This is a genomic window from Pannonibacter sp. SL95 (assembly GCF_026672425.1).
Classification (GTDB): Bacteria; Pseudomonadota; Alphaproteobacteria; order Rhizobiales; family Stappiaceae; genus Pannonibacter.
Window position 1 is genome coordinate 1,328,967 of record NZ_JAPPRC010000003.1, and the last position, 25,436, is coordinate 1,354,402.

General features: G+C 64.6%; 18 protein-coding genes. 7 read left to right on the forward strand and 11 right to left on the reverse strand.

All coding sequences use genetic code 11. The features are described from left to right. Positions 1-25: 25 nt before the first annotated feature. Positions 26-2,575 carry a cell cycle histidine kinase CckA gene (gene cckA / locus OVA12_RS06815; protein ID WP_268135691.1) on the forward strand — a complete coding sequence of 850 codons (2,550 nt, stop codon included), beginning with the start codon at positions 26-28 and terminating at the stop codon, positions 2,573-2,575. Between the two features lie 108 nt (positions 2,576-2,683). After that, positions 2,684-3,727: an alpha/beta hydrolase family protein gene (locus tag OVA12_RS06820; RefSeq protein ID WP_268135693.1), complete on the forward strand. Its 1,044-nt coding sequence runs from the start codon at positions 2,684-2,686 to the stop codon at positions 3,725-3,727. A gap of 10 nt (positions 3,728-3,737) precedes the next feature. Here the strand turns inward: OVA12_RS06820 and OVA12_RS06825 are convergent, their stop codons facing one another. From OVA12_RS06825 to OVA12_RS06855, 7 genes are all read right to left on the reverse strand, one after another. Then, positions 3,738-4,820: a helix-turn-helix domain-containing protein gene (locus tag OVA12_RS06825; protein ID WP_268135695.1), complete on the reverse strand. Its 1,083-nt coding sequence runs from the start codon at positions 4,818-4,820 to the stop codon at positions 3,738-3,740. Between the two features lie 68 nt (positions 4,821-4,888). After that, on the reverse strand, positions 4,889-5,380 hold the full coding sequence (locus OVA12_RS06830) for a hypothetical protein (protein WP_268135696.1): 492 nt from the start codon (positions 5,378-5,380) through the stop codon (positions 4,889-4,891). A gap of 262 nt (positions 5,381-5,642) precedes the next feature. After that, positions 5,643-7,073, reverse strand: coding sequence for a hypothetical protein (locus OVA12_RS06835; protein WP_268135697.1), 1,431 nt, complete (start codon positions 7,071-7,073; stop codon positions 5,643-5,645). A 31-nt stretch (positions 7,074-7,104) separates the two neighbouring features. After that, positions 7,105-8,043 (reverse strand): DUF6384 family protein, encoded by a 939-nt coding sequence (locus OVA12_RS06840; RefSeq protein ID WP_268135698.1) that lies wholly within the window; start codon positions 8,041-8,043, stop codon positions 7,105-7,107. Between the two features lie 96 nt (positions 8,044-8,139). Then, positions 8,140-9,309, reverse strand: coding sequence for a cell surface protein (locus OVA12_RS06845; RefSeq protein WP_268135699.1), 1,170 nt, complete (start codon positions 9,307-9,309; stop codon positions 8,140-8,142). A 369-nt stretch (positions 9,310-9,678) separates the two neighbouring features. Beyond that, positions 9,679-10,629 carry a pseudouridine-5'-phosphate glycosidase gene (locus tag OVA12_RS06850; protein WP_268135700.1) on the reverse strand — a complete coding sequence of 317 codons (951 nt, stop codon included), beginning with the start codon at positions 10,627-10,629 and terminating at the stop codon, positions 9,679-9,681. Between the two features lie 59 nt (positions 10,630-10,688). After that, on the reverse strand, positions 10,689-11,603 hold the full coding sequence (locus OVA12_RS06855; RefSeq protein ID WP_268135701.1) for a PfkB family carbohydrate kinase: 915 nt from the start codon (positions 11,601-11,603) through the stop codon (positions 10,689-10,691). 299 nt (positions 11,604-11,902) lie between these two features. On the opposite strand from OVA12_RS06855, the gene recA reads away from it, so the two are divergent. Both recA and alaS read left to right on the forward strand, forming a co-directional pair. Beyond that, on the forward strand, positions 11,903-12,979 hold the full coding sequence (gene recA, locus OVA12_RS06860; protein ID WP_268135702.1) for a recombinase RecA: 1,077 nt from the start codon (positions 11,903-11,905) through the stop codon (positions 12,977-12,979). Positions 12,980-13,203: 224 nt separating this feature from the next. Beyond that, positions 13,204-15,867: an alanine--tRNA ligase gene (gene alaS, locus OVA12_RS06865; RefSeq protein WP_268135703.1), complete on the forward strand. Its 2,664-nt coding sequence runs from the start codon at positions 13,204-13,206 to the stop codon at positions 15,865-15,867. 59 nt (positions 15,868-15,926) lie between these two features. Here alaS and OVA12_RS06870 read toward each other — a convergent pair whose 3' ends face one another. After that, on the reverse strand, positions 15,927-17,954 hold the full coding sequence (locus OVA12_RS06870; protein ID WP_268135704.1) for a putative bifunctional diguanylate cyclase/phosphodiesterase: 2,028 nt from the start codon (positions 17,952-17,954) through the stop codon (positions 15,927-15,929). A 275-nt stretch (positions 17,955-18,229) separates the two neighbouring features. Between OVA12_RS06870 and OVA12_RS06875 the strand changes: the two genes are divergently transcribed. After that, positions 18,230-19,456, forward strand: a complete 1,227-nt coding sequence (locus OVA12_RS06875) for a cyclic nucleotide-gated ion channel (RefSeq protein ID WP_268135705.1) — start codon at positions 18,230-18,232, stop codon at positions 19,454-19,456. A 13-nt stretch (positions 19,457-19,469) separates the two neighbouring features. Here the strand turns inward: OVA12_RS06875 and OVA12_RS06880 are convergent, their stop codons facing one another. Both OVA12_RS06880 and OVA12_RS06885 read right to left on the reverse strand, forming a co-directional pair. Beyond that, positions 19,470-19,907 carry a hypothetical protein gene (locus tag OVA12_RS06880; RefSeq protein WP_268135706.1) on the reverse strand — a complete coding sequence of 146 codons (438 nt, stop codon included), beginning with the start codon at positions 19,905-19,907 and terminating at the stop codon, positions 19,470-19,472. Between the two features lie 326 nt (positions 19,908-20,233). Beyond that, complete coding sequence (locus tag OVA12_RS06885; RefSeq protein ID WP_268135707.1) at positions 20,234-21,448, reverse strand: NADP-dependent isocitrate dehydrogenase; 1,215 nt, start codon at positions 21,446-21,448, stop codon at positions 20,234-20,236. 130 nt (positions 21,449-21,578) lie between these two features. Here OVA12_RS06885 and cutA point away from each other — a divergent pair, with 130 nt between their 5' ends. Together cutA and OVA12_RS06895 are read left to right on the forward strand one after the other, a co-directional pair. Then, positions 21,579-21,905, forward strand: coding sequence for a divalent-cation tolerance protein CutA (gene cutA / locus OVA12_RS06890; RefSeq protein ID WP_268135708.1), 327 nt, complete (start codon positions 21,579-21,581; stop codon positions 21,903-21,905). Between the two features lie 61 nt (positions 21,906-21,966). Then, a complete protein-coding gene (locus tag OVA12_RS06895; protein WP_268135709.1) occupies positions 21,967-22,452 on the forward strand; it encodes a GNAT family N-acetyltransferase in 486 nt (161 codons plus the stop codon). 646 nt (positions 22,453-23,098) lie between these two features. Here OVA12_RS06895 and OVA12_RS06900 read toward each other — a convergent pair. Then, the gene (locus OVA12_RS06900; RefSeq protein ID WP_268135710.1) at positions 23,099-25,309 is read right to left on the reverse strand and encodes an NADP-dependent isocitrate dehydrogenase; all 2,211 of its coding nucleotides are present in this window, start codon (positions 25,307-25,309) and stop codon (positions 23,099-23,101) included. Positions 25,310-25,436 lie beyond the last annotated feature (127 nt).

Sequence of the window (25,436 nt, forward strand, 5' to 3'; positions counted from 1 at the left end):
CAAGGCGGGAGGGAGATTGACGGGAATGAAGGAACGGGACGGGGAGCCGGCAGGGCCGGTGGTCGATCGGGGCGAGCGGTCCGGCAACATTGCCGTGCTGCTTGTGCTGGCGCTTGCCCTGGTGGGCGCGGCGGCGGCCTTTGCGGTGATGGGACGGGAGGCGTCCGAGCCTTATGTCCTCGGGCTGCTGGGCGTCCTTGCGGTCGTCGGCGTGTTCTCCCTGTTCGCCGGAGCCATTGGCCTGTTGCGCTTTGCGCCGCGTGCGCCGGTCAATCCGCTTGGCTCTGCCTTTCTTGACAGTCTCGATGATGGCGCGGTCATCACCGATGCCGATGGCCGTCTGATCTATGCCAACCAGGCCTATGCCCAGCTGACTGGTGCCGAATCGTCTGCGGATGTTCGGACCGTCGAGCGGGTGTTCTCGTCCGATCCGGATGCAGCGGATGTCATCTTCCGTCTGTCGCAGGCCATGCGCGAAGGGCGTCGGGTGCAGGAAGAGGTGCGGTTGCCCTATGCGCTGGATGGCGGTGACGGCGGCGCGCGCTGGTACCGGGTGCTGGTGCGCCCGCTGTCGGTGACGCGCAAGGAAGGCGGCTCCGGCCGCCGTCTCACCGTTTGGCAACTGGCCGATATCACCCGCGACCGCACCGACCAGGAAAGCTCGTTCCAGGAACTGCAGCGCGTCATCAACTTCCTCGACCATGCGCCGGCCGGGTTCTTCTCCTGCGATGCACGCGGCAAGCTGGTCTATCTCAACGCGACGCTGGCCGACTGGCTCGGCTATGACCTGGCGCAGTTCCAGGCTGGCGAGGTGGCGCTTACCGACATCATCCGGGGTGACGGGGCCGAACTGGTCCGTTCCGTGCGCGGAACGGCCGGAGAGGTGAAGAGCGAGACCTTCGATCTCGATCTCGTCACGCGCAATGGCCGCGGCCTGCCGGTCCGCCTGCTGCACCGGGTGCCCTTCGGTGCCGACGGCATTGCCGGTGACAGCCGCACGCTGGTGCTCAACCGCTCCCGCGGCGAGGAGGTTGCCGAGGCGCTGCGGGCGGCGGAAGTGCGCTTTGCCCGCTTCTTCAACAACACGCCGATCGCCATCGCCTCGCTCGATGCCGAAGGCCGGGTGCTGCGCACCAACGCGCCGTTCCTGCGCCTGTTCGGCCCGGCGGACCCCTCGGGCGAGGGCACGCGCCTGCAGGACTTCGTCAGCGGCCCCGGACGCGAGGAGCTGACCAAGTCGCTCACCGCCGCCTCCAAGGGCATCGGCGCCATCGCCCCGCTGGACCTGCCACTGGCCAAATCCTCGGACGGCCGCTCGGCGACCTTCTACGTTTCGGCGGTGCAGGACGGAGCAGGGGATGGCGAGGTGGCCATCGTCTACGCCCTGGAGACGACCCAGCAGCGCGCGCTGGAAGCCCAGTTTGCCCAGAGCCAGAAGATGCAGGCCATTGGCCAGCTCGCCGGCGGTGTGGCGCATGACTTCAACAACGTCCTGACGGCGATCATCGGCTTCTCGGACCTGCTGCTTGCCAGCCACCGGCCGACGGATCCGTCCTTCCAGGACATCATGAACATCAAGCAGAACGCCAATCGCGCGGCCGGCCTCGTGCGTCAGTTGCTGGCCTTCTCGCGCCGCCAGACGCTCCGGCCGCAGCAGCTGGCGCTCAATGATGTGCTGGCCGACCTGACCATTCTGCTGGACCGGCTGCTGGGCGAGACCATCGAGCTGAAGATGGCGCATGGCCGCGATCTGTGGCCGGTGATGGCGGACGTCAACCAGCTTGAACAGGTCATCATGAACCTGGCGGTGAACGCGCGCGACGCCATGGCGGAAGGCGGGTTGCTCACCATCCGCACCGGCAATGTGAGCGAGCAGGAGTCCACCCGCTTCGACAACACGCGCGGCATGCCGCCGGGCGAATACACCATGATCGAGGTGGTCGACACCGGCACCGGCATGACGCCGGAGATCATGGAAAAGATCTTCGAGCCGTTCTTCTCGACCAAGGAAGTGGGCAAGGGCACTGGCCTTGGCCTGTCGACGGTCTACGGTATCGTCAAGCAGACCGGCGGCTACATCTTCTGCACCTCGGAAGTCGGCGTTGGCACCACCTTCCGTATCTTCTTCCCGCGCCACATTCCCAAGGAAGCGCCGGTTGTCGAGAAGAAGCCGGTCGAAGAGCCGGAAAAGGTCAAGGATCTCACGGGATCAGCGACCATTCTTCTCGTCGAGGACGAAGAAGCGGTGCGTGCCTTTGCCGCCCGTGCGCTGGCCTCACGCGGCTACACCGTGCACGAGGCATCGTCGGGCACCGAGGCGCTCGAGGTGATGGAAGAGACCGGCGGAACCATCGACCTGGTGGTGTCCGACGTGGTCATGCCGGAAATGGACGGCCCGACGCTGCTGGTCGAGCTGCGCAAGACGCGGCCGGACCTCAAGATCATCTTCGTGTCGGGCTACGCCGAGGATGCCTTCGAGGAAAATCTGCCGGCGCACGAGAAGTTCTTCTTCCTGCCGAAGCCTTTCACGCTGAAGCAGCTGGCGACAACGGTGAAGGACGTGCTGTCGAGCTGAGGGCTGGACAAACGGGGCTTCGACTGAGGTCCTCGATCACGTTTCAGGTCTCCGGGAGGGACGAGGACGGGCAGAACAGTGCCGTTCATTCCCTACCGGAGACGGATCATGTTCCAGACTACCCTTTTCCACCGCACGGCACTTTCAGCCGTCGCCCTGCTTCTTTGCGCCTCCAGCCTCGCTTCTGCTGCCGACATCGGGTTTCGGGAGTTCGAAACAGGTGCAGGCACGCCGCGACCGCTGCGGGTCAGCCTCTGGTATCCCGCCGAGGCTGGCGGATCTCCGGTCTCAGTCGGCGAGAACCGGGTCTTCCACGGCATCATGGCCGTTCGGGATGCGGCGCCAGAGGGGCTGAGCCATCCGCTCGTGGTGCTGTCGCATGGCTATGGTGGCAGCTGGCGCAATCTCAACTGGCTGGCCGACCGTCTGGTCGCCGAAGGCTATGTGGTGGCCGCGCCCGATCATCCCGGCACCACGACCTTCAACCGTGACCCGGAAGCGGCAGCCCAGATCTGGGAGCGGCCGAAGGACCTGTCCCGGGTCATCGATGCCGTGCTGGCCGATCCGGCACTGGGGGCGCGCGTGAATGGCGGGCAGATCGCGGCCATTGGGCATTCACTGGGCGGCTGGACCGTCACGGCGGCGGCGGGGGCAAGGTTCGATACGCGGCGCTTTGCTAAGGACTGCGCCAAGGGGCACAGCCCGCGCGCTTGCGGCCTGCTGCAGGAACTGGGGCTCGACAATGCGAGTGTTGAGGCTGATCTCAAGGATCCGCGCATCGGGGCCTTCGTCTCGCTTGACCTTGGACTTGCACGCGGGTTCACGCCGGAAAGCCTGAGCCAGCTGAGCGTTCCGGCGCTGATCTTCGGTGCAGGCGTGGACATCGGCGATCTGCCGGCGCAGCTGGAGTCCGGCTATCTCGCCGAGCATCTGCCAGCGTCGAGCGCACGCTACAACGAGATCGCCGATGCGGCGCATTTCAGCTTCATGCAGCTGTGCAAGCCAGGTGCGGTCGAGCTGATTGAGGAAGAAACCCCCGGCGACGGCATCGTCTGCAAGGATGGTCGCGGACGCAGCCGCGAGGACCTGCATGCGGCTATCTCGGCCGAGGTGATCGACTTCCTCGGCAAGGCACTCGCAACGCCGCGATAAGGCGGAACGCCTAGGACCCCGAGCGGCGGTAGTCGCTTGGGGTCATGCCGGCGACGCGGGCGAACTCGCGGTTGAAGTTGGACTTGGTCTGGAAGCCGCAGTCGAACATCACCGTGGTGACGGGTCTGTCAGTCTCCCGCAAAAGCCGCATGGCCTCGGCAATGCGGTACTCATTGACGACCTGCGACACGTTGCGGCCGTGGATGCGATTGACCGCTGCCGATATCTGCCGTGCCGGGATGCCGATGCGCCGGGCGAGGCGTGTCAGCGTCAGGTCCGGATCGCGGTAGAGCTGGCGCTCCTGCATCGCGCGGTCGACACGGTCCAGAATGGCGGCATCGGCTGCCTGTTGTCCGTCTGCATCGTCAGCCGTGGACGGGGAGGTGATGGCCTGTGGCGGGACATTGCCGTTGCTCTCATCGGCCGGAAAGTCTGAACGGGCGGCCGCATCATCGCCTGTTTCATGTCCGGGCTGGCTGCGGCCGATGACCATGATGGCATAGGCTATGACCGGCAGGGTCAGCATGTTGGCGAGGCTGACGATCGATGCCGCGTGCTGGCCGCCGAAGAGATCGAAATCGACCGCGACTGCAAGATCGACGCAGCCTGAGCCAACCAGCACGAGGCCTGCGAAAAGTACCGCGCGACGCGCGGTTGGCGCATCGCTCAGCCTTGCATCGACGAGCCGGTCCGTCCCCGCCGCAGCCTGGCGCAGTAGCGCGGCGCCATATCCGAAGAACAGACCCGCAAGGACCAGATCAAGCGGCGGATGCCATCGGGTCCAGGTCGCGCTCAGGATCAGGACCAGCACCGGTCCGGCGGCGTGGTGCCATGCATGGCGGAAAGGCTGGCGGGCGAGGCCAGTGAACGAGAGCCAGGCGAAGGGCGGCAACAGGGACGCCACGACCGGCTGCAGCATTCGCAGCGCGGGCATGTCTATCGTCCAGCGCAGCCCGACAACGGCGGTCAGGAGCGTGCAGCCACCAATGAACACGGTCGAGGCTGTCGGGCGGAAGCCGCTGCGCTGCAGGTTCTGCAGCAGCAGGATCAGCAATAGCAGTGCCAGCACGAAGGGCAGGGGTATGGCCGGCACCACGGTTCATCGGCTCCCTTGTGGCCGCGAGAGGACTGCCGTCCGGCCTCCCGCTGCAAGTTCCCCTGTCAGACGGCCGGGCAGCCGGAGGTCTTTTCGGCGCGGGACTTGAGGCCCTTCAGGCTGTCCATGGTGTTGGCATTGCCCGGCAGCACGAAGCTCTGCTCCAGTGCCGTGCGGGCATTGTTGATGACGGCCAGATCCTGCACCGCGAGTGTGCTGCAGGGCTGGCCGGTGAAACGGACGCGCACACGGATGACGCGGTCCCCATTGTCGGAGGCACCGAATTCGGCATCCAGCGCCGGGTTCGCGCCGGTCATCTTGCGCTCGATCACCACCATGTTGGCATCCTGCTGCACCACCGGGGTGCCGCGCTGCTGGGCGCTTTCCACGAGGGCGGCGCGAACCTGTTCCGGGCTTGCGGAAATCGTCAGCGACTGTGCACCGGCCGGAACGGCGAGTTCAGGCTGAGCGGGCAGGGCAGGGGCAACCGGCTCCGGCCTGGACGACTGGCACGCGGCGAGACCGGCGAGAAGCGGCAGAAGCAGAAGCTGGCGCATGGATACAATCCCTGGAGCTTTTGGTGGCTGGGCGGACAGGACCACCCGAACCAACAGGCCAAAACTTGGTTGCAAAAAACTTAACCCGACAAGCGGGAAGGCCCTGTGATAGCGAGATTGGCCGCAAAGGAAAGTCCGGCTCGCGACATATCCACGCGTTCCAGCCCCTCGTTTTTGCGCGGCCCTCCTGCGCTGAACGCAGAGCCCCTGACAAAAGTTCCATGGCTTTGTCCCTGCCACGCAACTTGCAGGCAAAGCCCGATCAGAACGTCTCGCCGGTGCGGAAGCCGTCGCCGCCGGAACGGTTGCCGCCGCCAGAGTTTCCGGACGGGCCACCGCCGAAGCCGCCCGGGAAACCGCCGCCCAAACCGCCCCCAAATCCACCGGGTAGGCCTGCCTGACGCCGGTTTGACGGCTTGCGGCTGTGCGAGCGCTTGGCGCGTGCCCAGTAGTCGGCCCCCGTGATGGCGCCCTTCACCAGTTCGCCGAGCAAAACCGTGGTCAGATTGTCGTCCTTGAAGGTGGAGTCCCAGTCGTCGTAGCCGCTTTCGCGGAACTGGCCGGCGACCTTGGTCAGTTCCTCGCGACGGCGCGACAGATCGCGCTGCAGTTCCTTGTCCTGGCGCACTTCGCGGGCGAGGTCGGCCACCTGCGCCTCGAGGTCCTGCAGCTTGCGCACGATCTTCTCATCCTCGGGGGAGGGGGTGTCGAGCGCGGCTCGGAACAGGTCCGTCAGGTCGGTTCCCTGCAGGGCCTCCGCCAGCTTGGCTTCAGCTGCGCGATACGTGTCGTCCTCGCCGCTGGCGTAGCGCTGCAGCTCGGCACTGACCTCGGCGATGCCTTTTTCAAGTTCTTCGAGCGCACGGTCCTGCGCCGCCATTGCGGCTGCCTTTTGCTCGATCACCGCGTTGAGATCCTGTCCGGCAAGGTCGGCGGCGGCGCGGCGCTGGGCCTGCTCCAGCCGGGCGGCCTGTTCCACCGCCTCCGCCTCGACACGCGTGGCGTGGCCGGCGAGCCGCTCGGGGATCTGGGTCAGCATTGCATAATTGGGACGGGCAGCATCGAAGCCTATCACGCGGGCCACCCAGCGGTCGAGCGAGCGGATGAGGCCGGTGGAGGTATAGGCCGAGGTGCCGAAGCCGCGCTGCCACAGATAGACGAACAGCGGGTCGTTTTCGTAAGCCTTGCCCTTTTCCGCCTGGTCGTTGGCAGCTGTCGTCGCCTTGGCCCGAGCCGCGTCGGCCATGGTCCGGGCCGTCTCTGCCGCCTGCTTGAGGGCCTGATAGGCACTGTCCGCGGCGAGTTTTTCGCCCAGCTTGCCGGCGAGATCTTCCAGCTGGTCTTCCGCGGCGTCGCGCTCGTCGGCCAGCTTCTCGCGGTCGCGCTGCAGCTCGGCGCGCTTGGCCTCCTTGACGCGCAGGCGCTCGTTCAGCGCGGCGATATCCTTGGCGCGCGTTTCGAGCAGCTGCCGCGCGCCCTTGGACGCGCCTTCGAGACGGTTGTCGATGTCGCTCGCCTTGCCGGTCTCGAGCCGGAACCGGGCCAGCGCGCGGAACGCCTCGCCCTGTTCGGCGTGCAGATCGGAGATCGACCGGGTTGCCCGCTCGATGCGATGATTGAGTTCGGACTCCTCGCGGCGCAGGTCAGCCAGCGCCTGTTCGATGGAGCCGAGGGTCTGGCGTCCGCTCAGCATGTTGGCCGTCTCCCTCTGCAAGCTGTCGCCGTTACCATGATGTGATCGCCCCGTTCTCGACCTTCATGGTCCAGTCAATGCCAAGCTTGCCGCGCACCTTGGTGCCCAGGACCGCGTCCTGGACGATCCCGTCCTGCGCCTTGTCGTCGCGAATGCGATTGAAGACGGACTGCGGCACGCGCTGGGCCCAGATCGTCACGGCCTTGGGCTTGCGGTCTTCCTCCGAGACAATCGTCCGCTCCAGCGCCTTGCCGTCCGGGCCGATGGCCTCGACAACGAGGTAGTAGTTGCGGGTGCCCTGGTTGACATCGGGAATGCGGGTGACGCCAGTCGGCGTGCCGGGACGCGACACGATCCGGACTTCGTAGCGCGCATTCAGCTCGGTCTCGAGTGCGGCCAGATCGGCGACGGCCTTGCGGGCGGCGGTCACGTCCTTGGCGGCGAGGGCGCGGTCTGCGTCTGCGGCAAGGGTTGCAGCCTGTGTCTTTGCGGCGGGGTCGGTTGCCACCTTGTTGATGGCCGCCACCAGCCGCGCGACATCGGCCGGGATACCGCTTGTCAGTTCCTGCGTCAGCGCAGCGGCGGCGCGCTCGCGCGGGGCAACCACAAGGGTCTGCCAGCCGACAACGGCGGCAATGATCAAGGCCAGCGCGATGCCGGTGAATTTTGCGATCACGCCGCGGCGGATATAGGCCAGCGCCAGCGTGCGGGAGAAGCCGGCGGCAGGCGGAGCATAGACGAAACGGTCCTGCTTCAGGCCGCTGACGCCCTGCTCGAGAATGTGATCGGGGACCGATATTCCCTGGGAGGCATAGATCTCGCGCAGGCGTGCGATCAACGCCGCATCGCTGGTGTCCTTGCCAAGCTCCCTTTGAACCAGTGCATCGTCATGGCGCAGCGTGTCGACCACATCCATCGCCATCATCAGGTCATCAAGGGGCGGTTGCCCTGCATTTGCCGTATCGGCCATCGAGATCCTCCGGCCCACATATGGGCCCGTGGAAGGCGCGTGAACAGAGGGGGCGGGGCAGCGCCGGATCCGCTCCGGCGCTGCCCCGGACCTGGATCAGCGCAGGGCGTTGCCTTCTGCGGCGAGCTTGGCCAGACGGCGCTTGCCGTCCTCGACCGCGACGCGGATCTCCTCGGAGTTCTTCGTCGACATCTCGCGCATCTCGTTGATGATCGAGCGGGAATTCTCCTGGAAGGAGATGACGCTGTCGACAAGCTTCTTGACCGAGGCGGCCTGAACGGTCGGGCCATAACCGGCCTTGATCGCTGCTTCCTGCACCGCGCCGCCGATCTCGGCGAGGGTCTCGAGGCTCTTGTTGACCCCGTCCTTCATCGCGTTGAGCGTTTCGGTCGATTCATGCAGGCCCTGCAGCCCCGTGAAGGAGGCGTTGAGGGCGGTGAGCACGGACTCGTTGGTGGAGAAGAAGCTCACCGACTGCGCGTAGACCCGTTCCTTGGCATTGGTCGTCTGCAGCAGGCGCGCCATGATGACTTCGGAGGTGTTGTAGCCAATGGTCAGGTTGTCGGCGAGATCCTTCGACACCTGGTACCGCTTCTCCTCGTCCTGCATCAGGCGCATCTTTTCATCGCGCGCCAGTTCCAGACGGGCCTTGGCGGCCGCATCGGTGCCCGTGTAGGCGCTGACTTCGGCAGAGGCTGCCTCCAGCGCGGTCTTGGCATCGTTCAGACGGGCCGTCGCCGTGTTCAGCACTTCCAGCGCCAGGACTTCGGCCTGCTTCAGCGCGCCGCGATAGTCGCGGTAGGCGTTGAGGATGACCTGTTCGCGCTCGATCTGGTCCTTGGTGGCCTTGGCGACATCGATGTAGGTCTTGCGAATGTCGTCGAAGCGGTCGGAGATCGTGCCGCGGCGCATGTCGCGCCAGCGGTTGGAGAGGTTCTCCATGAAGGAGATCTTACCGTCGGCAAGCTGGTCAACGAGCGACTTGGCATCGTCGCGGATCGAGTTGAAGGCCTCGGTGATCGCTTCATAGCGCTCGCCGATGGACATGGCCTGGATCTGGGTGCGCACCACTTCGTTGAAGGTGGAAGCCTGACCCAGGGTGCGCGTGATCACGGCGATCTTGTCCGGCGACAGGTCGGAAATCTGCTCCAGCAGCGCGTTGATCGGGGCGTCGGCCTGGGTCTCGGGCATCAGGCCCATGTCACGCAAGGCGCCAACGGCCTTGTCCAGATACTGAAGGGGAGAAAGCGCAGTCGTCTCGGTCATTTGCCGCTCCTTGTTCACGCAGGGACTTGGTGCCCTGTCGTGGCATCCGCCGGCCATTCAGGCCTTGTTTCCCGGCCTTGCGGCCGTCTCGTCCGGAGCGGTGCCACCCGTTCTGCCCGGCGGGTGCCGCATCCGGTATTGCCCCTTGTATCTGCACACTGTTCGTCCGGGCTTCCAGGGGCGGAAACCGCCCCCGAGCCTCGCGTTCCTTGCGCAGTGCACCAAATAGGTCAGTGCATCGAGATGAAGTCAACGCCTTGGCAGGTCAGGTCAATGATATCCGTGCGCCCTGTAACCGGAACGTGACACTGCGGAAGATTGCCACCAGCCCGCTTTGGCGACCTCTGGCGGCAATCTTCAGGCCGCGTTTCAGCCCGCCGAAAGGGCGACGGCGATGCCTGCCGCCAGCCTTGCATTGTTGCGCACCAGCGCGATGTTGGTGACAAGGCTGCGGCCCTTGGTCAGTTCGAAGATCAGCGCCAGCACGAAGGGCGTCACGTCCTTGCCGCGAATGTCGCGGCGGGCGGCCTCGGCAATCGCCGCATCAATGTAGCCGGCCATTTCGGCCTGCGGGATTTCTGCCTCGACCGGAACCGGATTGGCGACCAGAACGCCGCCGTGATCGCCGAACAGCTGACGCGCCCGGATCAGACGGGCAAAATCGGCTGCGGTGTCGAGCCGGTAGGGCGACTTGAGGCCGCTGGTGCGTGACCAGAACGCGGGCACCTCGTCGACACCATAGGAGACCACCGGAACGCCGCGCGTCTCCAGCACCTCCAGCGTCTTGGGGATGTCGAGCAGCGCCTTTGCGCCGGCGCAGACGACGCAGACCGGCGTGCGGGAGAGCTCATCGAGATCTGCGGAAATGTCGAAGCTGGTCTCGGCGCCCTTGTGCACGCCGCCGATCCCACCGGTGGCAAAGACCGCGATACCGGCCGCATGGGCGGCCATCATCGTGGCGGCAACCGTGGTCGAACCCGGACGGCCGGTGGCGACAGCAAAGGCAAGATCCGCGCGCGAGCATTTCATCACGCCCGTCGCCTGACCCAGGCGGTCGAGATCGGCGTCGTCGAGGCCGATGCGAATGCGGCCATCCAGAACGGCAATTGTCGCTGGCACCGCGCCGGCAGCGCGGATGTCGGCTTCCACCTGGCGCGCGGTTTCCACGTTCTGCGGGAACGGCATGCCGTGGGTGATGATGGTCGATTCCAGGGCGACAATCGGCCGTCCGCCGGCACGCGCGGCGGCAACCTCCTGCGAGAACTGCAGCAGTTCAGTGACGGAGCCAGGCAGGGCGGGGGCGAGCGGGGTGTTGGACATGGTGCTTTCCTTTTCAGGGGCGTGGTCAGGGGGCGTGTGCGATTGATTTCTTGGCGTAGTCAGCTGGCCAGGACCGGGCAGATCCTGTCCCAGTCAAGATCGGGGGCGACCGCACCGGTTGCCGCGAGGGTTAGTCTTGCGGCAGCGATCCCGGCCTGGGCGGCCTCGTCCAGCGTCAGGCCGCGCGCCAGACCCGCCAGGGTGCCGGCAATCAGCGCGTCGCCCGCGCCCGTGACATCCGTGACCGCAACGGGCTGCGGCTCGATCTGCCACGGGGTGCCATCCTCGACGAGGGTCAAGGGGCCGGCCCCGTCGCTCAGCACCACTTGCCGGGGCCCCAGGGCCGAGACGGCGAGGGCGAGCGGAATGGCGGGCGTGCCTTCGGCAAAGCCCGTCCAGGCGGCAGCTTCTGCCCGGTTGAGAAACACCAGATCCAACCGCCCGGCGAGAGCTGCAAGCTTTGGTGCCTTGGCGCTGGAGACTGCATCGGCGGCGAGGAACCGTTCGCCAACGCGCTCTGTCAGTTCGCTGAGCGCGTCTTCTGGCAGGTTCGCCTCGGCAAACCAGATCGGGCAGTCAGCAAGGCGCGTTGCGGCATCGGCGATGAAGTCTGCGTCGAGGCTGTCGGTGATCGACGTGTCACAGACAGCGGCGGCGAGACTGCCGTCCGGATCATGAAGGGCGACATAGCGCCCGGTCGGGAGGTCGGCCCGGGCCAGCGCGGACAGCTCAAGCCCGTCCTCGGCGAGAATCCGGCACAGCGTTGCGCCGTCGGCATCGGTCCCGACGGCTCCAGCCAGATGCACGGGCACGCCAAGGCGGGCGAGGGCGCGGGCGACATTGGTGCCCACGCCGCCGGGCGACAGGGTGATGGTTCCAGGAGTCGAAGTCTCGCGCCGGACCTCATGTGCGGCGTGGGCGATGAGGTCAGCGTGGACGGCGCCGATGCAGGCAATGGCACTTGGGGTCTTCATGGGCAACCTGAATGGGCAACCTGAGGCCGGGCACCCGGACAGGTGCGGACTTGCCGAGGTAGCAGGGCGCGGCGATCCGGACAAGGCAACTGATTCCCGCAAGCTTGCGAAATTGCATTTGCAACCTGTGAAATTACGCTGCGTAAGTTTTGCGAGCGCGTGGTGCGAACATACAAAGAACGATTTGAAATTTAAGGAGAAAAAACAGCGGTATAATCTCGCTTGGCAAGTGAGAACAAAAAAGGTACAAAAGCTCAGTTTGAAACGGCGAGTCCATCGTGGAATAAGGAGCCTCGCATATGTCCCAAAGTTCACTTCGCCTTGTAGAGAGCAGCCAGATGGACAAGACCAAAGCGCTCGACGCCGCGCTGTCGCAGATTGAACGGGCCTTCGGCAAGGGATCCATCATGCGGATGGGTGCCGGCCAGGTGGTCGAGGTGCAGACAATCTCGACCGGCTCGCTCGGGCTTGATATCGCGCTCGGCATCGGCGGCCTGCCGAAGGGCCGTATCGTCGAGATCTACGGCCCGGAATCCTCCGGCAAGACGACGCTCGCCCTCCATACCATTGCCGAGGCGCAGAAGTCCGGCGGCATCTGCGCCTTCGTCGATGCCGAGCACGCGCTGGATCCGATCTATGCCCGCAAGCTTGGCGTCAATCTCGACGACCTGCTGATCTCGCAGCCGGATGCCGGCGAGCAGGCGCTGGAAATCGCCGACACGCTGGTCCGCTCTGGTGCCATCGAAGTTCTGGTCATCGACTCTGTGGCGGCCCTGACGCCGAAGGCGGAACTTGAAGGCGAGATGGGCGACAGCCTTCCCGGCATGCAGGCGCGCCTGATGAGCCAGGCGCTGCGCAAGCTGACGGCCTCGATCTCCAAGTCGAACTGCATGGTGATCTTCATCAACCAGATCCGCATGAAGATCGGCGTGATGTTCGGCTCGCCCGAGACCACCACCGGCGGTAACGCGCTGAAGTTCTATGCCTCTGTCCGTCTCGACATCCGCCGCATTGGGTCGATCAAGGACCGCGAGGAAGTTGTCGGCAACCAGACCCGCGTCAAGGTCGTGAAGAACAAGCTCGCGCCTCCGTTCCGTCAGGTCGAATTCGACATCATCTACGGCGAAGGCGTGTCGAAGTCGGGCGAGCTGGTCGATCTCGGCGTCAAGGCAGGCATCGTCGAGAAGTCCGGTGCCTGGTTCTCCTACAACAGCCAGCGCCTTGGCCAGGGCCGCGAGAACGCCAAGCAGTTCCTGCGCGACAACCCGGCCATCGCCGACGAGATCGAACTGGCAATCCGCCAGAATGCCGGCCTTCTGGCCGATGCGATCACGGTCGGCGACAGCGATGGTGACGGCGACAGCGCCGACGAGTGATCGCACGCGCAGCTGAGCGTCAATTCTGACCTTTCACTCCCCGGGGCCACGCTCCGGGGATTTTGTTTGGCGGACAGCGGCAAGGCCCGCGCCGCTGGACACACAATGGGGTGAAAGATAAAAGGCATTGAACTGCTTGCACGGTGAAAACCGGTGCTGCGTCCGCTGTGGCGCAGGGCCTTAAGTTTTGACCCAAGCCCGAGAAGCCCGAGAGCGAGACCCAGATGAGCGGCGTAAACGAGATCAGATCAGCGTTTCTGGACTACTTTGCCAAGAACGATCACCAGGTGGTGGACTCCAGCCCGCTGGTGCCGCGCAACGATCCGACGCTGATGTTCACCAACGCCGGCATGGTGCAGTTCAAGAACGTCTTCACCGGGCTCGAGAAGCGCGACTATGCCCGCGCCGCAACCTCGCAGAAGGTGGTTCGCGCCGGCGGCAAGCACAATGACCTCGACAATGTCGGCTACACCGCGCGTCATCACACTTTCTTCGAGATGCTCGGCAACTTCTCCTTCGGTGACTATTTCAAGGAACGCGCCATCGAACTGGCGTGGAACCTGATCACCAAGGAATACGGACTGCCGAAGGAACGCCTTACGGTTACGGTGTTCTCCGAAGACGACGAGGCGCACGGCCTGTGGAAGAAGATCGCCGGCCTGACCGACGACAAGATTATCCGCATCCCGACCTCGGACAATTTCTGGACCATGGGCGACACCGGCCCCTGCGGCCCGTGCTCGGAAATCTTCTACGACCATGGCGACCACATCTGGGGCGGCCCTCCGGGATCGGCCGAGCAGGACGGGGATCGTTTCATCGAGATCTGGAACCTCGTGTTCATGCAGTATGAGCAGACCCATGAAGGCCGTCTGCCGCTGCCGCGCCCGTCCATCGACACCGGCATGGGCCTCGAGCGCATTGCCGCCGTGCTGCAGGGCGTGCACGACAACTACGACATCGACCTGTTCCGCGCCCTGATCTCCGCCTCGGTCAACGCAACCGGCGTCGAGGCAGACGGCGCGGCACGGTCGAGCCACCGCGTCATTGCCGACCACCTGCGTTCCTCCTGCTTCCTGATCGCCGATGGCGTGCTGCCGTCCAACGAGGGGCGCGGCTATGTGCTGCGCCGCATCATGCGCCGCGGCATGCGTCACGCCCATCTGCTGGGCGCGCGCGAGCCGCTGTTGTGGAAGCTGGTGCCGGCTCTCATCCGCGAGATGGGCCGTGCCTATCCGGAACTGGTGCGCGCCGAGGCGCTGATCACCGAGACACTGCGGCTTGAAGAAACCCGCTTCCGCAAGACGCTGGAGCGCGGCCTTGGCCTCCTGGACAGCGCCACCGCGTCGCTGACCGAAGGCGGCGAGCTGGATGGCGAGACCGCATTCAAGCTCTATGACACCTACGGCTTCCCGCTCGACCTGACCCAGGACGCCCTGCGCGCCCGTGGCATCGGCGTCGACACCTCCGGCTTTGCCACGGCCATGGAACGGCAGAAGGCCGAGGCGCGGGCCGCCTGGTCGGGCTCGGGCGAAGCGGCAACGGACACCGTCTGGTTTGCGCTGAAGGAAAAATGCGGAGCGACCGAGTTCCTCGGCTACGAGACCGAACAGGCCGAAGGCGCGATCCTCGCACTGGTCAACGAAGGCAAGGAAGTGTCTGAGCTAGGCGCTGGCCAGAGCGGCTTTGTCATCGTCAACCAGACGCCATTCTATGGCGAATCGGGTGGTCAGGTCGGCGACACCGGTCTGCTGAAGGCCACCGGCATTCTTGCTCGGGTCACGGACACGATGAAGAAAGCCGATGGCCTGTTCATCCATGCGGTCACCGTCGAGGAAGGCAGCCTGACGGCCGGTCTTGCAGTTGATCTCGTCGTTGATCACGGCCGCCGCGGCCAGATCCGCGCCAACCACTCCGCCACGCACCTCATCCACGAGGCGCTGCGCGAGGTGCTTGGCACGCATGTGGCCCAGAAGGGATCGATGGTGACGTCTGACCGCCTGCGGTTCGATTTCTCCCATCCCAAGCCGATGTCGGATGAGGAACTGAAGGTCGTCGAGACCTATGCCAACCAGATCGTGCTGCAGAACGCGCCCGTCGACACGCGCCTGATGGCCGTCGACGATGCGATCGAGAGCGGTGCCATGGCGCTGTTCGGCGAGAAGTACGGCGATGAAGTGCGCGTCGTCACCATGGGCACCGCGCTGCATGGGGCCAAGGCGGGCAAGTCCTATTCCGTCGAGCTTTGCGGCGGCACGCATGTGAAGCGCACTGGTGACATCGGCCTCGTCCGGCTGGTGGCTGAAGGCGCGGTCGCCGCAGGTGTGCGCCGCATCGAGGCGCTTACCGGCGAAGCCGCTCGGGCCTATCTCGACGAGCAGGACCAGCGCGTGCGCGACATCGCCGGCCTCCTGAAGGTTGGTGCCGGCGAAATCACCGCGCGCGTGGCGCAGCTGGTGGAAGACCGCCGCCGCATGGAAAAGGAACTGGCCGAAGCCAAGAAGCGTCTGGCCATGGGTGGTGCTGGCGGTGAAGGCTCGGCAGCAGCTGTCCGCCAGGCCGGCCGGTTCGCGCTGCTGGCACGGATCGTCGATGGCATCAATCCGAAGGACCTGAAGGGTCTGGCGGATGAGTCCATGGCTCAGGTCGGCTCCGGCGTCGTCGTGCTGATCAGCCGTTCGGAAGATGGCAAGGCCGCCATCGTGACGGCGGTTGCCAAGGATCTGACGGCGTCTGTCAGCGCCGTGGATCTGGTTCGCATCGGTGCGGAAGCCATGGGTGGCAAGGGCGGCGGCGGCCGTCCGGACATGGCCCAGGCCGGCGGACCCGATGCGTCGCAGGCTGAGGCTGCCGTTGCTGCGGTCGAGGCACATCTGGCCGCGCTCTGACAGCCGGTTCCATGCAGCTTTATCGAGAGGCCGCCGGTTCGCCCGGCGGCCTTTTGCATTCAGGATTTGCGGTTTTGCATCAGCCAGCTGCGAATGGCTGCCTTGTCCGTCGTCGGACGGCACAAGAAATAGCCCTGCGCCATGTCGCAGCCGATCGAGGCGAGGAAGTTCATCTGGCCTTGTGTTTCGACGCCTTCGGCTACGACCGTCATGCCGAGGCCATGGGCGAGCTCGACCATTGCCCGGACGATGACAGCGTCCTGCGGGCTGGTCTCGACATTCATGATGAACGAGCGGTCGATCTTGATGCCGGAGACGGGAAACTGCTTCAGATGCGTGAGTGACGCATAGCCGGTGCCGAAGTCGTCCAGGATCAGCCGGAAGCCCATCTCGCGCAGGCGGCAAAGCGCCTGGTTGATCTGCTCGATGGAGCGGTCGAGCAGGATGTTCTCGGTGATCTCCAGCTCGATATGCGCCGGATCCAACCCGTGACGCTGGACGCAGGCCATCAGCGTATCGGCAAAGCCGGGTGACTTCAGCTGGGTGGTGCCAAGGTTGATGGCGGCAAAGCCCGGTTCCAGCCCTTCGGCGATCAGGGCTGCGAGCTTCCGACAGGTGCGATTCAGGATGTTCTGCCCAAGCGCCAGGCCCATGCCGGCGTCCTCGGCAACCGCGATGAACTCCATTGGCGGGACAGGTTCGCCGTTGCGAGTCCAGCGGGCGAGCGATTCAAACCCCACATGTTCACCTGTGGCGACGCTGACGACAGGTTGCAGGGCCGCACGGATGTCGTCGACCATCATGGCCTGCGCCAGATCATCGCGCAGCTGGCTGCGCCGGCGCAGGCGCTCGCCAAGCTCGTGGTTGAACAGCGTCCAGCCGTTGCGCCCGTTTTCCTTGGTGCGGTAGAGGGCGGTATCCGCGTTCTTGAACAGCTCGTCTGCGGTCAGCCCGTCGCGGGGGAACAGTGCGACGCCGATGGAAACGCTGGGGCGCAGCAGGCGGCCCTGAATGTTGATCTCCTCGGACAGGGCGCGGTGCAGATTGCGGGCGACGACTTCGCAAGCGTCCTCCTGACTGAAACCCGTTGCTAGGACGGCAAATTCATCGCCGCCGAGCCGGGCGATCGTGTCTTCCGAGCGCAGGGACCGCTTGAGCCGGTCCGCCATGGTTCGCAGCACCTGGTCACCGGCGGCGTGGCCGAGCGTGTCGTTGATGGCCTTGAAGTGGTCAACGTCCAGCATGAACAGTGCGCCGGACTGATCCTCCTTGCGCTGGCCTTTCAGGACGGCATTCAGCGCTTCCAGCATGACAGCACGGTTGGCGAGATCAGTCAGCGCGTCGGTCTCGGCGGTGTGACGGATGACCGCCTCGGCTTCCTTCAACGCGGAAACATCTGTTCGCACGCCGACGATGTTGCCGGAAGCCGACCGGCGTTCGCGCACATGCAGCCAGCGTCCGTTGGGCAATTGCTGCAGCAACGCACGCGGGGCAGGGTCCATATGGGCAGCAAGACGCGTGCCGAGCCAGGCCTCGTGCTGTTCGCTTGCGGTCCCGGCATCGACATACTGACCGGCCGCAAGCCCGTAGCGCAAAATGTCCTCGAACCGCGCGCCGACCCGGATGGAAGGCGCAGATAGCTCATAGAGCTTGCGATAGGCGGCATTGAACAGGATCAGGCGGTCGTCGCGATCATAGGCGGCGATGGCGTCCGGAATGGTCTCGACCACGTCATCCAGCAGCGCCCGGGCCTCCTCGGCCTCTCGCTGCGCAGCGATCCAGGGGTCGTTGTTGACGGCCATGCCCATGGCGGCAACGATGGTGACGCCGTCATGCACCGGCACGATGGTCGTGTCGAAATAACTGTGGCCGCGCCGGGTCGTGACCTTGCGCGTATAGCGCACGACCTCGCCCTTCAGCGCCCGCTGATGCGCGGCAGCCCAGTCCGAGGCCTGATCTGGCGGCAACCAGGTTTCTTCGGGCACTTTGCCGCAAAGATCGCCGAAGGAATCCCGATCCATGCGGTTCTGGTAGATGTAGCAACCGGCACGATCGATCACCCAGACGCCATGCGGGAGCATGTCCATGGCTCTGTAAGTTTCCTCAAGGTTGGATTTGACCATGTAAGATGCCATAGAGGAAGCCAAATAATCACCCGCCTATCTTGGTACAAAAGCCTCTCATTCAATATTCAACGATGTGTTAATTTGGAAAGCTTATGGGTGAGAGGTGCCCGTATCTGCAATTTATCAGAGTATTTGCGAATATTTTTAGTTGCTGCCTTCGTGTCTTGATGGTGTATGCGAGATTTGCAGGCTCTGGTACAAATGCGTATAAACTCCGCAAGACCCGGAGCAACTTCATGACACCACTGAAGAATCGCCTGTACCGCCTGCTTGAGGACAGCCGGGGCAACGACCATGCGTCGCGCCTGCTTGATCGGCTGCTGATCGCGTTAGTACTTGTGACGGTGGTCATTTCGATCTTGCAAACCGTACCCGACGTTCTCCCTGATTGGGGGCGACTTCTGGCTGACCTGCAGCTTGGCTTCGGGCTTGTGTTTCTGCTGGAGTATCTGTGCCGCCTGTATGTCGCGGACCTGCATCCACCGCTCAGGCGATATGGTGCCTTCCGGGCTCGGCTTCATTATGCTCTGCAGCCGATGGCGATCATTGACCTGCTGGCCGTGCTGCCGCTCGTGCTCGTTCTGGTCCTGCCTGTGTCCTCCCTGCCTGTGCTGACCGTGTTCCGGCTGCTGCGCTTTCTCAAGTTGGTCCGTTATTCGCCGGCCTTGCGTTCGCTGACGTCGGCAGTCGTGCAGGAGCGGCAGGCGCTTGCTGCCAGCATGTTCATTGTCTGCGGCGTCATTCTGGTTGCCTCGACGCTGATGTACCTTGTCGAGCATCAGGCGCAGCCGGACGTGTTTGGCAGCGTTCCGCTGGCGGCCTGGTGGGCGGTCACAACCGCGACGACAACCGGCTATGGTGACGTGGTCCCGGTCACGACGCTGGGCAAGATCATTGCCGGACTGGTGATGCTGACCGGCTATGCGCTGCTGGCCTTGCCGGTCGGGATCATTGCCTCCGCTTTTGCCCAGGAGGTGCACAGCCGCGACTTCGTGGTGACCTGGTCGATGGTGTCCCGGGTACCGCTGTTCGAGGATCTGAAAGCGACGGAAGTGGCGGAAGTGACCAAGCTGTTGCGGTCACATGTCGTGAAGGCGGGCGACACCATTGCCGAGCGCGGCGACGATGCGCGCTGCATGTATTTTGTCGCGTCCGGGGAAGTGGAAGTCGAATTGCCGGATGAGACGGTTCGTCTTGGCGAAGGCGCTTTCTTTGGTGAACTGGCGCTGCTGCGGCAACGCCGGCGCGGGGCGAACGTGAAGGCGATCACCCGGACGCAGCTGCTGGTGCTGGACGCGGGCGCTCTGCAACACCTCATGGACCGCAACCCGCAGATCGCCCGGCGGATCCTTCATGAGGCGGAGATCCGCGAGGCAAGGGGGCGGCAGAATGTCGGCGACATTGCCGAGGAAGAGCTGATCCAAGCCGAAGCGCTTGAGGTGCCGGCCAGTCCCGAAAACTGACAGGTGTGCCCGCTTACTGCGGCACCAGGCCGGCGGGCAGCTGTTCGTAGAGTGGCTGGCCGTACCAGAAGGCATCGGTCGGGCCGATGGCGAAGTCGATGATGTTCCAGCGGCCATTCGCTTCGCGCAGCAGGGCATAGAGACTGGCGTCGCCGCTGATCTCGGCGAGGTCCGCCAGCATCGTCTGGCTGAGGTCAATCGCCTTGCCGCCCGGACGCTGCGGCAGCAGGATGACAAAGGCCCAGCCATTGGCCACCTGCATCCGTTCCACGACGAATTCGACCGGCGCGCCGAGCCGGGCTTCCATCATCGGCCGGACGGCATCGTTGATCGCGGCCCGCTCGGCGCTGCCACGCGGGGGCTCATAGGCGCCTGCGGCAAGAGACGGCTCTGCGAAGGCAAGGGTCAGCGCAAGGCTTGCTGCGGCAATCAGGCTGGTCTTCCGGAACATGGCCATCCTCGAATCAGGCTGAGACACTGGCCGTGACGATAGCCGGTGTGTCCCTGTTTCGGAATGTCGGCGCGGCGGCAGGGCGCGAAACATACGGGGTGGAGTTGGTGGGGGATGCAAGACAGGCCCTCAAGGGGAGGGATGTTCGCGGAAGTGCCTTAGCAGAGCCCACGTCATCCCGGCCCAGTTGAGCGTCAGCGAAGCCCCGGATCTGCGGTTCGCGTTCGCTCACCTTGTCCGGCATGACGGAGCGAGAGCAGCGTTCAAGCAAAAGGCGCGGCTTGGGGGCCGCGCCTTGAGGTGTGTCATTGGTGGAAAGGATGCCCTCAGGCGCCCATCGCCTTCTTCAGGTTCTCGTCGATCTTGTCGAGGAAGCCGGTGGTGGTCATCCAGCCCTGATCCGGGCCAACCAGCAGGGCGAGATCCTTGGTCATGAAGCCGGATTCGACCGTGTCGATGCAGACCTTTTCCAGCGTCAGGGCGAAGTTCAGGAGCGCATCGTTGCTGTCCAGCTTGGCGCGATGGGCAAGGCCGCGGGTCCAGGCGAAGATCGACGCGATCGGGTTGGTCGAGGTCTGCTCGCCGCGCTGGTGCTGGCGGTAGTGGCGGGTAACGGTGCCATGGGCAGCTTCCGCCTCAACGGTCTGGCCGTCCGGCGTCATCAGCACCGAGGTCATGAGGCCGAGCGAGCCGAAGCCCTGGGCGACGATGTCCGACTGCACGTCGCCGTCATAGTTCTTGCAGGCCCAGACATAGCCGCCCGACCACTTCAGCGCCGAGGCAACCATGTCGTCGATCAGGCGGTGTTCGTACCAGATCTTCTTGGCCTCGTAGGCGGCCTTGAATTCCCGGTCGAAGACTTCCTGGAACAGGTCCTTGAAGCGGCCGTCATAGGCCTTGAGGATCGTGTTCTTGGTCGACAGGTAGCAGGGCACGCCGCGCTGCAGGGCGTAGTTGAACGAGGCGCGGGCGAAGTCGATGATCGAGTCGTCGAGGTTGTACATCGCCATGGCGACGCCGGCGGACGGCGCGTCATAGACGTCATGCTCGATCACGGTGCCATCGTCGCCGACGAACTTGATGGTCAGCTTGCCCTTGCCCGGGAACTTGAAGTCGGTGGCGCGGTACTGGTCACCGAAGGCGTGGCGGCCGACGATGATCGGCTGGGTCCAGCCCGGCACCAGACGGGGCACGTTGCTCATGATGATCGGCTCGCGGAAGATCACGCCGCCGAGGATGTTACGGATGGTGCCGTTCGGGCTCTTCCACATCTTCTTCAGGCCAAACTCGGTCACGCGCGCCTCATCGGGGGTGATGGTCGCGCATTTGACGCCGACGCCGTGCTTCTTGATCGCATTGGCCGCGTCGATGGTGATCTGGTCTTCCGTCTCGTCGCGCTTCTGGATCGACAGGTCGTAATAGTCGAGGGTCAGGTCCAGATAGGGAAAGATCAGCTTGTCCTTGATGAACTGCCAGATGATGCGGGTCATCTCGTCGCCGTCGATATCGACGACGGGGTTCGCTACCTTGATCTTTGCCATGGGGGAGACCTCGTTTAGGGATGAAGGATTGTGTGCGGCTGTATACGATTTTGTTCCCGTTCAGGCAAGTGCTGCCTCGCATCAGGATTTTGCCGGAAGTTCAGCTCACAGAGAAGGGTAGGGCAGAAACATGACGCTTGCCGTCTGCACAACGACCGAAAGTCGTGAAGAAGCGCAAAAAATTGCCCGGGCGTGTGTCGAGGCGCGGCTTGCAGCCTGCGTCCACATTGACGAGATCGCCAGTATCTATGTCTGGCAGGGCGACGTGCAGGAGGGGCGTGAGTTCCGCCTGACGATGAAGACGACGGCTGAGGCCTATCCGGCGCTGGAGACGCTGATCCAACAGCACCATTCCTATGACCTGCCGGCGATCTACGCCTTCGAGGTGGTTCGGGGCAGTGGGGACTATCTGGACTGGGTGCGGGGTGAAGTCACGCCTTGCGGGCAAGCTGGTTGACGGCACTTGTGGACCTGCGACACTGCGCGCGGCGACGCGGATGCAGTTTCAGGTGGCAGGCTTGGGTGTTGAACTGGACAGTGGCGCAGATGTGGCGATGCCTGCGCAGGCGCCCCGCGCTTGTCTTCAACGGCTGAGGCCAGCCGAGCCGGCCGATCAGGGCGAATGCCTGCGCATCTGGCGCGAGACCTGGCCAGAGGCCTTTTCGGGTACGCCGCTTCCACCCGACGAGGAGTTCGCCCGGCAAACCATGGGCGAAGAGATCTTCGTGATTCCCGGTGACCGGGGCCTTGCCGGATTTGTCTCGCTCTGGCTTGAGGAGCCTTTCGTCCATTTCTTGCTGGTCGACGGGCGCTACCGCCGCCAGGGCGTGGGCGAGGCCTTGCTGCGCCTTGCCATCTCCCGCCTGCATCCGCCGGTTCACCTCAAATGCGCTCCTGGCAACGCCGAAGCGCTCGCCTTCTACGCCCGCATGGGCTGCTCCGAGGTGGAGCGCGTCGAGGTCCCGGGGAACGCATATGTGCGGTTGAGATTGCCTGCGGGGTGAGGCTTTTGGGTGGTTGCCCGCAAGACGGACATGTCCATGGTGATCATGCACGGCCCATCACAGGTCCCGGCTCAAGGCCGGGACAGCGCGGAGAGGGAGAGGCGGTGTTCAACGAGGGCCGCCCGCTGTCTTGCGATTGTTGTCGCAGAACACATGACGACGCGTCGAGGCCTTGCCGCATGCGTCCTCTCCGCCCTTGAGGGGGAGATGCGCCCGGAGGGGGCAGAGGGGGGTATCGGACTGTCGTCGCTGCCGGCGTTGGTCCTGCGCGGAGGCGCAGCCACCCCCCTCTGTCTGCTGACGCAGACATCTCCCCCTCAAGGGGGGAGAGGGGGCCTGGTCGACCGCCGAGCACATTCAGTGCCGCAGCGAGCGTGCCAAACAAAAAAGGCGGCCCGTGGGACCGCCCTCGAGGTTGATGACAAACCTCGACCTTACCGAAGTCATCCCGGCCAAGCGGAGCGCCGAGCCGGGACCGGAGAGTCGAGGCGTCAATGTTTCGGTCAGTGAACACCAGAGAGACCTTGGCTCTCCGGTCCCGGATCTCCGCTTCGCTGCGTCCGGGATGACTAAAGAGGGTTCGTCATCAGCAAAAAGGGCGGCCCGTTGAGCCGCCCTTTTCCGTTCAAACCTCCGAGGACCTGCCTCAGCCGATGATGGCGTTCAGCGTGGCGCTCGGGCGCAGGGCAGCGGTGACCTTGTCGGCCGGGGCGTGGTAGTAGCCGCCGAGATCGACGGGCTGGCCCTGGACGGCATTCAGTTCGGCGACGATCTTGGCCTCGTTCTCGGTCAGGGCCTTGGCGATCGGGGCGAAGTGCGTCTTCAGCTCGGCGTCCTTGTCCTGTGCGGCAAGGTTCTGCGCCCAGTAGAGGGCGATGTAGAAGTGGCTGCCGCGGTTGTCGAGCTGGCCGACCTTGCGCTGCGGCGACTTGTCGTTGTCGAGCAGCTTCTCGATGGCCCCGTCCAGCGTGTCGGCCAGAACCTGGGCCTTGGCGTTGGACTTGACGTTGGCCAGATGCTCCAGCGAGGCGCCGAGGGCGCAGAACTCGCCGAGCGAATCCCAGCGCAGGTAGTTCTCTTCCATCAGCTGCTGCACATGCTTGGGCGCAGAGCCGCCGGCACCGGTCTCGAACAGGCCGCCGCCGTTCATCAAAGGAACGATGGAGAGCATCTTGGCCGAGGTGCCAACTTCCAGGATCGGATAGAGGTCCGTCAGGTAGTCGCGCAGCACGTTGCCGGTGATGGAAATGGTGTCGAGACCCTTGGCGATCCGCTCCGTCGAATAGCGGGCAGCCTCGCTCGGCGACATGATCTGGAGGTCCAGACCGGAAGTGTCGTGCTCCGGCAGGTAGGCCTCCACCTTCTTGATCAGCTCCGCATCATGGGCACGGGCCTTGTCCAGCCAGAACACGCCCGGCATGCCGGAGAGGCGGGCGCGGCTGACGCCGAGCTTCACCCAGTCGCGGATCGGGGCATCCTTGGTGAGGCAGGCGCGCCAGATGTCGCCGGCCTCGACCTCATGCGCAATCAGTGTGGTGCCGGCAGCGTCGACGATGCGGATGGTGCCGTCGCTGGCGGCCTTGAAGGTCTGCGGATGCGAGCCGTATTCCTCGGCCTTCTGCGCCATCAGGCCGACGTTCGGCACGGTGCCCATCTTGGAGGGATCAAGCGCGCCGTTCTTCTTGCAGAACTCGATGACCGCGTCATAGACGCCGGCATAGGAGCTGTCCGGGATCACGCACTTGGTGTCGTGCTCCTTGCCGTCCGGGCCCCAGCCCTTGCCACCGGCGCGGATGAGGGCCGGCATGGAGGCATCGATGATGACGTCGGACGAGACATGCAGGTTGGTGATGCCCTTGTCCGAGTTTACCATGTAGAGCGCCGGGCCGGCGTCGAGCGCGGCCTTCAGATCGGCCTGCAGCTCGGCAGCATTCGGCAGGGCGGCCATCTTGGCTTCCAGATCGCCAAGGCCGAGATCCGGATTGACGCCGGCAGCTGCGAGCGCTGCGCCGTGCTTGGCGAAGAAGTCCTTGAGGAAGGCCTTGACCACCTGGCCAAAGATGATCGGGTCAGAGACCTTCATCATCGTCGCCTTGAGGTGGACGGAGAACAGGATGCCCTGCGCCTTGGCGTCGGCGATCTCGGCGGCGAGGAAGGCATCCAGCGCCTTGGCGCTCAGGAACGTGCCGTCGAGCACATCACCGGCGTCAAGCTTCAGGTTGTTCTTCAGAACGGTGACGGTGCCGTCGTTGGCCACGTGCTCGATCCTCGCGGTGCCGGCGGAGCTGGCCGCGATGGTGACCGACTTCTCGTTGGCGGCGAAGTCGTTCTTGCCCATGGTGGCGACATGGGTCTTGGAGGTCGGCGCCCAGGCGCCCATCGAATGCGGGTTCTTCTTGGCGAATTCCTTCACGGCCTTGGGTGCGCGGCGGTCGGAGTTGCCTTCGCGCAGCACTGGGTTCACGGCCGAGCCCTTGATGGCGTCATAGATCGCCTTGACGGCCTTTTCCTCGTCCGTGGCCGGTGCGTCCGGGTAGGAGGGAATGGCATAGCCCTGGGCCTGCAGTTCCTTGATCGCGGCGTTCAGCTGCGGCTGCGAGGCGGAGATGTTCGGCAGCTTGATGACGTTCGCATCCGGCTCGATCACCAGGCGGCCGAGTTCGGCCAGGTCATCCGGCTGCTTCTGCGCGTCGGTCAGGTACTGGGGCAGGTTGGCCAGGATGCGGCCGGCCAGCGAAATGTCCTTGGTGCCGATGGTGATGCCGGCCGGCTTGGCGAAGGCCTTGATGATCGGCAGCAGCGAGGCGCTGGCCAGTTCAGGGGCTTCGTCGACCTTGGTGTAAATGATGTCGGCCATGTCGTTTGCTTCCTGGAACATGAGGACGGAACGTCGGTGGTGCGGGCGCACGGCCCGGATTCTCAATCGAGAACTCGTATACAGTTGTGCGCAATATTTGCGAAGGCGCAGCCGCAACAATTTGCAG